We start from the raw sequence: 11,056 nt of genomic DNA on the forward strand, positions 1-11,056 counted from the left end.
TTTAGCTAATGCGACTGCCAAGGTTAATCTTTGTTTTATTCGGTTGATGGTTAAGAGGCTTGCTGCACCTTCTTAGATGTCAAATGGGTTCTATACAGGAACCAGCACAACAACCGTTATGAATCCGATGTTAATTGCTGAAGTTTTATCTAAATCGACCAAAAATTACGATCAAGGCGATAAGTTTCTTTATTATCGCTCTATTCCCGAATTCAAGGAATATATTTTAATCGATCAATATCAGTATCATGTGATGCATTATGTAAAAACTGCGGAAAGTCAATGGTCATTCATTGAACTTGAACATGAATCTGCAATTTTATCACTGCAAACAGTTGATTTTCAAATTGAATTGCGCGACCTTTATGAGCAAGTCAATTTTGGAGAAAATAACGAAGATTGAAAAAAGAAATTTTATAGAACTATTGTCAAAAGTCACTTATCGAATCGGGATTGTAATTACAAACTCTGCACCCTGTTCTGGTAATGAAATGCACCGTAACGAACCACCATGTTTTTCAGTAATAATCTGGTAGCTAATTGATAATCCCATACCAGTACCTTTGCCAACAGGTTTTGTGGTGAAAAAGGGGTCAAATAGATGTGACTGGATTGCTTCTGGAATCCCTGTGCCATTATCAGCAATATGAATAACGATATTTTCATTCACCTGGGCTGAAGAAATACGAATTATTGGTTCTGGACAAATCCCATTTTGAAAAGCCTCTTCTAAAGCATCAATCGCATTTGCCAAGATGTTCATAAATACCTGATTTAATTGTCCTGCAAAGCACTGAATTTTAGGTATTTCACCATAGTCTTTAATCACTGTGATTTGAGGTCGATGGCTTTGAGATTTGAGACGGTATTGTAAAATTAACAGGGTACTTTCAATCCCTTCATGGATATCAGCGGTTTTAAACTCGGCTTCATCTAAACGAGAGAAGATTCTTAAACTAAGGACAATTTCCCGAATGCGACTGGCTCCAATCTTCATGGAAGTCAACATTTTAGGCAAATCTTCTGTTAAATATTCAATATCAGCTTCTTCTTTAGCATTTTGAATTTCTGGTTCTGGGTAGGGGTAATATTTTTGATAAAGTTGAAGTAACCACAATAACTGTTGAGTATAATCATCAGTGTGCTTGAGATTGCCATAGATGAAATTAACAGGGTTGTTGATTTCATGAGCAATACCAGCAACCAACTGTCCTAAAGAAGACATTTTTTCTTTCTGAATTAATTGGGACTGAGTAAGCCTGAGTTCCTGTAAAGTTTGCTTGAGAACGATATTTTTTTGTCGCAGTGCTTGTGTTCGTTCTTCTATTTTCTCTTCAAGTGTTTGGCTATAAACTTCTAGCTTTTGATTCGCTTCATATTGTTCTGCTAGGAGTCGCTTTACCTGTTGAATTAGCTGGTTAAAAGCAATAGCTAAGATTCCCACCTCGTCTTCAGTTGTTACGGGAGCTTGGAGATCAAAATTAGATTCTTGGGTAACTCGTTGTGCTACCTGTGTGACAGCTTTGAGAGGACGAGTAATTGTTCGCGCAATTAAAAACCCAGTAATTGCTAAAATACTGCTTCCCAACAAAAACAATAGTCCTAAATGTTCCCATAACTTATATTGAGCAACCTCTAACAATGATATGGAATACAACACTGTAGTTGTTAAAGACTGACTTGCTCCTGTAAATACGATACTTTTCGCTAAATAGTTTTTGTTATCAATAGTGATTCGTCTAGCAGGCAAATCAGGAAGAGGAAATTGCCAAGTTCCGCTTTTGGATGCCAACAAGGTTGCCGCAACTACACGATTTTGTCTCTGGACAATCAGATGTTTAGAGGAACCCGCAGCAATTTTTTGCAGTAGAGTATCGTCTACTAAGTTACCAATGATGATTCCTCCCAAGAGTCCTGCTGATGATTTGATTCCATTTGTTACTACTTGTAGAACTTGTTGCTTGCCTTCTACATCTACCAAATCGACTAAATGCGCTCCTCTACTAGCAGTGCTGGTAACTATTTTGTCTAGAAACTTGGCTTGACTTAAGGAGTTATTCCGTAAATCTATGAGGACATTGCCCTGAGTATCGATTACCTTAATCCAATCCAATTTCAAAATAGACTTAAGTGGTAATAATATCTGCAAAAGCAACCCTTGATTACGCTGTTCCACAGCCTGATTCAGCATATCTCGATTAGCAATTAGCTCGATTTCAGTTTCTAGTGTTTGCTGTTCATGCTGAAAATCCTGATAAACTCGTTCGCTAAAACTACCGATTTGTTGGCTAAAGTTCTGATTCAAACTATCCGTAAACCACTGTCCTAACACGACTAAGCCCAACATAAAGACGCTAAGACAAACTGCAAGCAGCGGTAGAACAATTTTTTGGCTGAGTCTCAGCCCCCTGAAAAATCTCTGCATGGGATATTCAATTTATTTGGCAGTAACAAAACCATTATTTTGTAGTAGTTTTTCGCCTTCTTTACTAAAGATAAAATCAATAAAACCTTGAGTAGTTACTGAAGGTGATTTTTCCCAGAGAATACCTATGTGACGCACCATTTGATATTTACCAGTGGCAAAGTTTTGTGCTTCAGGAGCAACACCATTGAGACTGAGATGATTGACAGGCAATTTATTGATAAGGGAAGAGGCCAAAGAAAAAGCACCGATGGAATTAGGAGTACTTTGTAAAGTTTCGATCAATTCTCCCTCTTTATTTAAAATCACGGCTTTCGCTGTGGTCTTCTCTTCACCCAAATAATATTTTCGCAATAACTTTTTTGCTGACTCGTCTTCGGGTCTATCCAACAGTACAATATTTGCATTAGAACCGCTTAATTCTCGCCAATTGGTGATGTCACCTTTGTAAATGGATTTTAATTGCTTGGTTGATAAGTTAGTAACACCTTTAACACTGTTATGGGTGGCGACAACTAACAAATCTTGTGCAAGTTCACGATATTGAATTTTCCCGTTATCTTCTTCTGGTTTGAGTTTATGACTGCTACCAGCGATATCAATAATATCGTTTTTTAGGGCTGCGATCGCACCTTCAGATTGGCTATTTGAGATAAACTCAATTTTGACATTTTTGTTTTGAGATTGATAAGCTTGTGCTAAAAGTTTTAAAACCGTTATTGTTGAACTGGAACCACCAATTTTGATAAGTTTTTGAGTTTGAGAATCGGCTTGATTAGTAACTTGATTAGCATTGGTTAAATCAGTTGGTTTGACTGAGTTACAACCGCACATACCAAAGAAGATGATGCCGACAATCATTGACTGAGCAATCTTTTTCATAAGTGAGTCTTGAAATATCCAAAACCAGATATCTATCCTAAACTTTCATAACTTAATATTCCCGAATACTTATAAAATGTAACGGGTAAATGAAATGATTCATCATAAATAAAATCCCCGATTTATTTGATAAGTCGGGGATATGTGACTTTCATTAGCAAATATGTTTTTTACTTGACCAAATTATTTTCCTAAATAAGCTTCTAAAACTTTTGGAGATCATGCCATCTTGACGCTTCCAAGTGATAATGCTGTTCAGTTACTACCAAAGTTATTCATTAAAATTGAAATTTTCTCATTTTCGAGTTCCAACTGGTAATCTAAACCTGCTTCAGTAAAAGCGGTTTGAACTTGCTCTAAATCTCTGATTGTCATCATTGACATAAAAAGCTTTTTTTACTGAGATATACAACACGATTTTAACAAGAGCCAAATTTCCGAAGATTTGACACTGTATGGAACTTTCTCTCAAACCTAAGCCTTAAACCGTTTCTTAGCAGCGAATCCGAGCCAGAATGAAAGCCTCTCTCCCTGCGTGGGAGAGTTTTAGAACAGAAAGCCAATCACACTTTAGGTGATTTCTGATGAAAAAAATACCAGTGTTGACGAGTTTCGACTTCTCTGCGAGACGCTACGCGAACGCTCAACTCTCGACCACTCAGTTGGTTGAGCAAAGTCGAAACTAACGGCTATGGTAAATTTATTACTAGAATTCACCTTATTTTCCCAAATAAGCTTCTAGAACTTTGGGATTAGTTTGAATCTCCGCTGGTGTACCATCAGCCAAATTCTGCCCTTCGGCAAGTACCCAAACACGATCGCACAAGGACATAACTACATCCATATTGTGTTCGATAATCAAAAAGGTCATGCCATCTTGGCGGTTCCAAGTGATAATGCGATCGCAAATATCATCAATCAGTTTTGGATTCACCCCAGCAGCCGGTTCATCCAACAAAATTAACTTGGGATTCGTCATCAGCGCTCGTCCCATTTCTAGCAGCTTGCGTTGTCCGCCAGACAAACAACCAGCGTAATCGTGTGCTTTTTTTGCCAAGCCCACTGACTCTAATAGGTACATTGCTCGCTCTTGCAGTTGCTTTTCTTCCTTGGCGACGATGTGCGGTTGCAACTGCACCTGCCAAAAATTTTCACCCGTTTGTTTTTGCGCCGCCAGCAGCATATTTTCTAACACCGACAACCGCGAGAGAGTTCGTGCAACCTGAAAGGTGCGGATTACTCCCTGCTGGGCGATTTGATATGGTTGCAAATTGTGAATCGGTTCGCCATCAAAAATTACTCGTCCTTTATCAGGGCGAATGAAGTTTGAGAGTAAGTTAAATAAAGTAGTTTTACCAGCACCATTGGGGCCAATCAAGCCCGTAATACTGCCTTTAGCAACTTCGATTCTTGCCTCATTAACTGCTTTGACACCACCAAAGCTTTTAGAAAGTCCAGTGGCTGCCAAAAGGGGAAGTGGGGATGAATAGTTATTTACCAAGGGTGAGTTCCTCTTTTTTCCCTAAGATACCTTGAGGACGCCAAATCATCAGTACCATCAAAATTAATCCGATTACCATGATGCGAAATGCGCCCAAACGTGCTTCATCAAGGGAAACGATTCTGGGTAAGACTTCTCGCGTCAGCGCATCGTAAGCAAAGAAAATTACCGCACCTACGATTGTGCCGACATTATTCCCAGAACCGCCTAAAATCACCATAATCCAAGTGTCAAAGGTGATCTGCGGTTGAAAATTATCGGGGTAAATGGCGCTGAGTTGCCAAGCGAAGAAAGCACCAGCGATACCCGCGATCGCACCCCCTAACATGAGAGATTGTAATTTATACCAAAAGACATTCTTTCCCAGCGCCTTGGGAATTTCTTCATCTTCACGGATGGCTTTGAGAATTCTACCCCAAGGCGATCGCACCAAAATTTCTAAACGCCAGTATACAAATGCTAAAACCAGCAGCAACACCAGCATTAAACCTGCTTTTGGGTTGTAATTATACAGTCCGATTACCCCAGAAATATAAATCGCTGCCGCCAAAAGTGCCAACACAATTCCCACACCCAAGCGTGATATAAATTCTTGTTTGCTAGTCGTTCTTTTGCCTAAATCAGTAGTCCGAGATATTTGAGTGGTGCGAATCCATTGCCATAAAGAAAAGAAAGTTACAGCAGCCAGGAGCGTTAAAAGCCCAATCATTACTAATCTGACAAACAAACTTGGTTCTGTGGATAGGGGTATGGGATAACTTTGGACACCAAACGCGCCAGAAATCCAGGTGTCACCCACGGGTAATTCCTGATTATTTACCACCAAACGAATTAATTCGCCCGTACCAATGGTGACAATTCCTAGATAATCTTCCCGTAAGCGGAGAGTTACAAAACCAATTATCAAACCCAATAAGGCTGCGACAATTGCCCCAGCCAGTGCCGATACAAGTAGGGGTACGCCCTTTAAGCTTAACAATACCGTTGTATATGCTCCTAGAGTCATAAAAGCAATATGACCAAAGTTAATTAATCCGGTAAAGCCCCACTGTAAATTCAGTCCTAGTGCGAATAGAGCAAAAAGTGCTGTAGAAATTGCTAAGAAAATGAGATAGTCAACCATATTAAATTATTTGGGCATTGGGAATTGGGCATGGGGCATGGGGCAGAAGTTCTTTAATTTTGAATTTTGAATTGATTCCCCTGCCCCCTCGCCGGGCGAATAAATTTTAGCGTAGCTTGAGCGTAGCTAATTTTATGGGAATACTATTTATTGTTGGTATTTGCTGGTAGGGAATAATTTACGTATGAATTTGCTGCGACTTAGAATGCATCACTTAATCGAGCAGTTAGGCGATGACGATTTGCAAGACATTTGGAATGTTCTTGAAGCTTTACATTATGACTTTTATATGCTCAAAGCGATACAAAAAGTCAAGCGATCGCAGCAACCGTGGGATATCTTAACCCATGAAGAAGCGGTAAGACTGTTGATGTTTTTCTGATTCAGCAGCGCTTTGAGCTAGTGCCAGTGGCCCCTCAAGTTTTGGTGAAGGTAACGCCCAGTGAGTCTGGAAATGCGCTATGCCAGGTCTTTTTTGCTAGACCTGAAGAATTTAGAACCTGCCGCCTACGAGCGGGTACATGATTTTGTTTTTATTGAGTTAGCCCAAAAGTGGCAGTTGAGCGATTTAAAAGAACTGCGACAGCTTGATAATGAAGGCATTTTTCACCGTTTCACCCTAGACAATTATCTGATTGGTATAGAAATTAGAGGTGAAATTGTGAAATTTCTGCGTGTCATCCCTATGCCAGATGTTTAAAGTCAAGAGTCAAGGGAACACTTAAAACTGTAAACTGTATAAGGCTAGGCAGGGATCGCTATAACCTTACATTAAACTGGTTTTGAAAAACACTTTATTTGAGATTTCCCTATGGATGCTAGGGCACTTTGGCAACGATACCAAAACTGGTTATATTTCCACGAGGGATTGGGACTGTACTTAGACATAAGTCGGATGCGGTTCGATGATGCCTTCGTGGATTCGTTGCGGCCGAAGTTTGACAAGGCGTTTGCGGATATGGCTCAACTAGAGAAGGGTGCGATCGCAAATCCCGACGAGAACCGCATGGTTGGACACTACTGGCTGCGAAATCCTGATTTAGCGCCAGCTCCAGAACTTACACAAGAAATAGTCCAAACCTTAGAACTAATCGAAGCCTTTGCGGAAAAAGTCCAAACAGGTGCTATTCATCCTCCCAGAGCAAGCCGCTTCACGGATATTATCTCCATCGGAATTGGTGGTTCCGCTCTCGGCCCCCAATTCGTTGCGGAAGCTCTCGCTCCTGATTTCCCGCCGATGAAACTTCACTTTATCGATAACAACGATCCCGCAGGTATCGATCGCGTTATCAATCATCTCCGAAATAGCCTCGCCAGCACTTTGGTTTTGGTGATCTCCAAATCTGGGGGAACACCGGAACCCCGCAACGGCATGATTGAAGTTAAAAAAGCTTACGCCGGACATAATTTGGAGTTTGCCCAATATGCGGTAGCAATTACTAGCGTTGATAGCAACCTCGATAAATTGGCCAAAGAAGAAGGCTGGCTAGCCAGATTTCCGATGTATGACTGGGTAGGAGGACGCACCTCAGAAATGTCTGCTGTAGGGCTAGTACCAGCGGCATTACAAGGCATTGATGTTCGCGCTATGCTAGATGGCGCAAAAGAGATGGATGACGCTACCCGCGTCCCAGATGTGAAAAATAACCCAGCAGCCTTGCTTGCTTTGTCTTGGTACTTTGCAGGTAACGGCAAGGGCGAAAAAGATATGGTTGTTCTACCTTACAAGGACAGCTTATTTTTATTCAGTCGCTATTTGCAACAGCTGGTGATGGAATCCTTGGGTAAGGAGAAAGACTTAGACGGCAACGTTGTCCATCAAGGTATCGCCGTTTATGGTAACAAAGGCTCAACAGATCAACACGCTTACGTCCAGCAGTTACGCGAGGGTGTAGCAAATTTCTTTGCTACCTTCATTGAAGTGTTGGAAGATCGTCAAGGGCCATCTACTGAAATAGATCCTGGAGTTACATCAGGCGATTATCTTTCCGGTTTTCTCCAAGGAACCCGACAAGCGCTTTATGAAAATCACCGCGATTCGATTACAGTCACGATTCCCCAAGTTAATCCCCGAACTGTAGGGGCATTAATTGCTTTGTACGAACGTGCTGTTGGTTTATATGCTAGTTTGGTCAACGTCAACGCCTACCATCAACCAGGTGTAGAAGCTGGCAAAAAAGCTGCCGCCTCCATTCTCGATTTACAAACACGAGTGGTAGCAGTGCTACAAAAAGAAAAAACTCCCCTTACTCTTGACGAACTCGCCGAGAAGGCAGGCGCATCAGACCAAGTTGAGGCAATTTACAAGATTTTGCGTCACATCCATGCCAATCAGCGGGGTGTAGTTTTACAAGGCGATCTTCAGAAACCCGGTAGTTTGACCGTTTCTGCTAGCTGATAGCTCTAATCTAAATCTCAGATTTTGTCCCGATTTGTTGTCTCAACAACAATTTTTTATTGTGAAGCATCCTAAATAGAAGATATATCTTCTGTCTAGGATGCTTCACTGTATAATTCGTAATTCGTAATTAAGTTTCATAACTCAATACCATTTGGTTAAGTATTGCTTTCTTCTCTTCCTTTACCTAATTACGACTTATTTTAATTATGAATTGCCATCAGGCGTTGATTAAAGTAACTCTTGGGTAAAAAACAGCGATCGGGTAAAAAAGGATTGTTGACATTTTGACATAAGAAAGTACTCGGTTTATCTCGATGACAAAATGGTGGCACAATTCCCCAATGTTCTGCTAGCCAAATCCAGTATCCTGTTTCAATTCTGCCGTAGCTTGATACTGTGAGAATCTCACCAACGCTGTTGTTAATAGATACTAAATCTGATGATGATTTGATGTCAATTAATAGCCAAGCTAACTCATCTACAGAAAAGTAATAGCCATTTTCGGCAGCGATGTCGATAAACTGCTGTGGCTCTTTAGCTATTAGTAATTCTTCCTTGAGAGATGGCGTTTTTTGTGCAAAATCAAAAAGATCCCAAATCTGTCTTCTCGTAACCAGAAACCAGGCGAGTTCTTCTGCGGTCAAATTGTAACCGTTTTCTCTTGCTAACTTGAGAAACGGCTCAAGGCTATCAGTTTCTGCTAGTTGACTTTTCAACTGGAAAGTTTGCTCTACTAATGACAAGAAATCAATGATCTTTTGCCATGTAACTTTGTCAAAGTTTTTGTTAACTTTTATTTTTTCTTTCCAATAGATGTATTTATCTTCTTTAAGAAAGAAATTCCAAATTTGATAATACATGGGTCATCTTGCCTAAGTTTTAAACTTGGTAGAGGTTTATGATTAATGAACACCAGTGTAGTAAGTATAATGTGTTTCTTCGACAGTACTAAGTTCTTATCTTATGTAAATGAAATTACACAGTGGCTAAGTATGAATTTATTGTAAAGTTTGTCACTATAAATAACATTTACTGAGGTGAAAATGAAAGATTGCGATGCCTTGGGGTGGACTGCACCTAAGATTTTTATTGCTTCTCATAAAATAAAATTAAGTCAATAGATAGTATTAATTATTCATGAAGGAATTAATTGTATAGCAATCTGCACTTTAGTTATTTTAAAACGAACCGCATATTACTACGGAGAAGAAAGCTAAGTATAGTGTGTTATCAAGAAGCATAGAAATTATTGAAAAGTATATTTTAGTGCTAATTATTATCGCAAAATTACTTAGGAAGCAAAAGCGATCGCCTTTGTCTTCCTCTAAAATAAAGTTAAGGCAGCATAACAAAATGGAGTTAGTGATTTATCAGGCTGGTATATTAACTTTGAGATAAATGGAATCGCGATCGCACTTCAGTTATTTTTAAACGAACCGCCTTCTCTACGAGAGGCTTTCGCCAACGCGCAGCGTCTCGTAGAGAAGACGCAGAGAACGCAGAGAAAAGAAAAGAGATAGATTGTACTATCTTTAGTTAATAAGTAAATTGCGGAGGAAGTAAAAGCGATCGCCTTTATATTCCTGTAAAATAAAGTTAAGACAGCATTAACAAATAGGGCTAATTACTATGGCTGAATCAACTGCAAAACAACCTGCGCGTAGAGGCAGAATTTTCCCAGAACGTACTTTACCACCAGAAGAACTTGCTAGACGCAAAGCTGAAGATGAGGCATTTTATCATCGCTGTCGGGAAATTTTTGAGCGTGTACGTCCCGATTTGATCAAGGAACACTACGGCTGGTATATTGCAGTAGAGCCAAATAGTGGTGATTACTTAATTGATGTGGATAAAATGCAAGCTCATAAAAAATCCCTTGAAAAATACTCAAATAGTAGACATTGTGTATTCTGTTTAAATGAAACGGGAACAACTGGCACAATATGATTCAGGGGGACTTTGGAGATAATGGGCAACTATTTTTTGAAATTGATTTGATTACATCTGATGGATTAGATTTGCCTGTAGATGCTATGTTGGATACTGGTTTTACAGGCTTTCTCGCTATTAACAAACAAGATTTAGAGGGTCTAGACTGGTTTTATATAGGTGAGGAATCTCTACGAACTGCTAAGGGAGAATCAAGATTTGATATTTATTTAGGCAAGGTGATATTAAACGAACAAGAGTATGAAATTAACGTTTATGTGGGCAATGAAATTACGGAAGTATTGTTAGGCTCAGAATGGCTAAAAATTCTGCCGTTAGTGGTGAATTATCAGGCTGGTATATTAACTTTAGGATAACTGCGATCGCAGTTATTTTTAAATGAATAGCAAATACCCAGATAAAACATAAGTAAAAAAAATTACTATATTTAGTTAATAGGTAAATCTCGGAGAAAGTAAAAGCGATCGCTATTCCCACCACTACCTTTAATTCGTCCTAAATAGCCTGTTAAGGGCGAGGAAAGTTCTATCAGAATTTCGTGCATTTCTGCTAGTTTGATTGGCTGTGGCGGATGCGATCCGAAATACGCACCATGTAGAGCTTCAACACCAGTAGATTCTATACCTGAGTTTTCTAAATAGTTTTTGACAAGCTGGGTAATACCAATTCACGAAAAGTGTGATACAGATAAATTAGGAGTAAATATGAGCGGGCGGAAATGGTTGGAGTCACTAAAGTAGAAATATTTGAGTCAGTGCAAGAGTTACATGAACT

The 11,056-nt window shown here is 39.6% G+C and carries 11 protein-coding genes and 2 pseudogenes; 6 read left to right on the top strand and 7 right to left on the bottom strand.

What is annotated here, in order from left to right; translation table 11 throughout:
• Positions 1–91 precede the first annotated feature (91 nt).
• Positions 92–403 (top strand): annotated as a pseudogene (locus V7K53_RS27720) (Uma2 family endonuclease); the annotation flags it as partial.
• A gap of 36 nt (positions 404–439) precedes the next feature.
• Here the strand turns inward: V7K53_RS27720 and V7K53_RS27725 are convergent.
• From V7K53_RS27725 to V7K53_RS27745, 5 genes are all read right to left on the bottom strand, one after another.
• Positions 440–2,425 carry a sensor histidine kinase gene (locus V7K53_RS27725; RefSeq protein ID WP_335200696.1) on the bottom strand — a complete coding sequence of 662 codons (1,986 nt, stop codon included), beginning with the start codon at positions 2,423–2,425 and terminating at the stop codon, positions 440–442.
• Positions 2,426–2,437: 12 nt separating this feature from the next.
• On the bottom strand, positions 2,438–3,307 hold the full coding sequence (locus tag V7K53_RS27730; RefSeq protein WP_335200697.1) for a substrate-binding domain-containing protein: 870 nt from the start codon (positions 3,305–3,307) through the stop codon (positions 2,438–2,440).
• A gap of 255 nt (positions 3,308–3,562) precedes the next feature.
• On the bottom strand, positions 3,563–3,685 hold the full coding sequence (locus tag V7K53_RS27735) for a hypothetical protein (protein WP_335200698.1): 123 nt from the start codon (positions 3,683–3,685) through the stop codon (positions 3,563–3,565).
• Positions 3,686–4,025: 340 nt separating this feature from the next.
• Positions 4,026–4,808: an ABC transporter ATP-binding protein gene (locus V7K53_RS27740; RefSeq protein ID WP_334936033.1), complete on the bottom strand. Its 783-nt coding sequence runs from the start codon at positions 4,806–4,808 to the stop codon at positions 4,026–4,028.
• Positions 4,798–5,931: a branched-chain amino acid ABC transporter permease gene (locus tag V7K53_RS27745; RefSeq protein ID WP_335200699.1), complete on the bottom strand. Its 1,134-nt coding sequence runs from the start codon at positions 5,929–5,931 to the stop codon at positions 4,798–4,800. Before V7K53_RS27745 ends, V7K53_RS27740 begins: the two co-directional genes overlap by 11 nt.
• A gap of 184 nt (positions 5,932–6,115) precedes the next feature.
• Between V7K53_RS27745 and V7K53_RS27750 the strand changes: the two genes are divergently transcribed.
• The 3 genes from V7K53_RS27750 to V7K53_RS27760 all read left to right on the top strand — a co-directional run bounded on the left by V7K53_RS27750 (position 6,116) and on the right by V7K53_RS27760 (position 8,329).
• Positions 6,116–6,313: a hypothetical protein gene (locus V7K53_RS27750; protein WP_104907481.1), complete on the top strand. Its 198-nt coding sequence runs from the start codon at positions 6,116–6,118 to the stop codon at positions 6,311–6,313.
• Between the two features lie 60 nt (positions 6,314–6,373).
• Positions 6,374–6,631, top strand: coding sequence for a cytotoxic translational repressor of toxin-antitoxin stability system (locus V7K53_RS27755; protein WP_174712487.1), 258 nt, complete (start codon positions 6,374–6,376; stop codon positions 6,629–6,631).
• Between the two features lie 111 nt (positions 6,632–6,742).
• Positions 6,743–8,329, top strand: a complete 1,587-nt coding sequence (locus tag V7K53_RS27760; RefSeq protein ID WP_335200700.1) for a glucose-6-phosphate isomerase — start codon at positions 6,743–6,745, stop codon at positions 8,327–8,329.
• A 203-nt stretch (positions 8,330–8,532) separates the two neighbouring features.
• On the opposite strand, the gene V7K53_RS27765 is transcribed toward V7K53_RS27760, so the two are convergent.
• Entirely contained in the window at positions 8,533–9,192 is a 660-nt protein-coding gene (locus tag V7K53_RS27765; protein ID WP_335200701.1) for a Nif11-like leader peptide family natural product precursor, read from the bottom strand.
• Between the two features lie 769 nt (positions 9,193–9,961).
• Between V7K53_RS27765 and V7K53_RS27770 the strand changes: the two genes are divergently transcribed.
• Both V7K53_RS27770 and V7K53_RS27775 read left to right on the top strand, forming a co-directional pair.
• Positions 9,962–10,279 carry a hypothetical protein gene (locus V7K53_RS27770; protein WP_334708997.1) on the top strand — a complete coding sequence of 106 codons (318 nt, stop codon included), beginning with the start codon at positions 9,962–9,964 and terminating at the stop codon, positions 10,277–10,279.
• The gene (locus V7K53_RS27775) at positions 10,276–10,638 is read left to right on the top strand and encodes an aspartyl protease (protein ID WP_335200702.1); all 363 of its coding nucleotides are present in this window, start codon (positions 10,276–10,278) and stop codon (positions 10,636–10,638) included. The genes V7K53_RS27770 and V7K53_RS27775 overlap by 4 nt, the downstream gene beginning before the upstream one ends.
• A gap of 71 nt (positions 10,639–10,709) precedes the next feature.
• Here V7K53_RS27775 and V7K53_RS27780 read toward each other — a convergent pair.
• Positions 10,710–10,943: pseudogene (locus V7K53_RS27780) on the bottom strand (DUF1802 domain-containing protein); the annotation flags it as partial.
• Positions 10,944–11,056: the final 113 nt, after the last annotated feature.

Origin of the sequence: Nostoc sp. (genome assembly GCF_036917355.1) — a bacterium.
Taxonomy (GTDB): Bacteria; Cyanobacteriota; Cyanobacteriia; order Cyanobacteriales; family Nostocaceae; genus Nostoc.

Excerpts from the sequence above, each read along its gene's own strand:
- V7K53_RS27745 (WP_335200699.1), bottom strand. The coding sequence starts at position 5,931 with ATGGTTGACTATCTCATTTTCTTAGCAATTTCTACAGCACTTTTTGCT.
- V7K53_RS27750 (WP_104907481.1), top strand. The coding sequence starts at position 6,116 with ATGAATTTGCTGCGACTTAGAATGCATCACTTAATCGAGCAGTTAGGC.
- V7K53_RS27760 (WP_335200700.1), top strand. The coding sequence starts at position 6,743 with ATGGATGCTAGGGCACTTTGGCAACGATACCAAAACTGGTTATATTTC.
- V7K53_RS27765 (WP_335200701.1), bottom strand. The coding sequence starts at position 9,192 with ATGTATTATCAAATTTGGAATTTCTTTCTTAAAGAAGATAAATACATC.
- V7K53_RS27735 (WP_335200698.1), bottom strand. The coding sequence starts at position 3,685 with ATGATGACAATCAGAGATTTAGAGCAAGTTCAAACCGCTTTTACTGAA.
- V7K53_RS27775 (WP_335200702.1), top strand. The coding sequence starts at position 10,276 with ATGATTCAGGGGGACTTTGGAGATAATGGGCAACTATTTTTTGAAATT.
- V7K53_RS27770 (WP_334708997.1), top strand. The coding sequence starts at position 9,962 with ATGGCTGAATCAACTGCAAAACAACCTGCGCGTAGAGGCAGAATTTTC.
- V7K53_RS27725 (WP_335200696.1), bottom strand. The coding sequence starts at position 2,425 with ATGCAGAGATTTTTCAGGGGGCTGAGACTCAGCCAAAAAATTGTTCTA.
- V7K53_RS27730 (WP_335200697.1), bottom strand. The coding sequence starts at position 3,307 with ATGAAAAAGATTGCTCAGTCAATGATTGTCGGCATCATCTTCTTTGGT.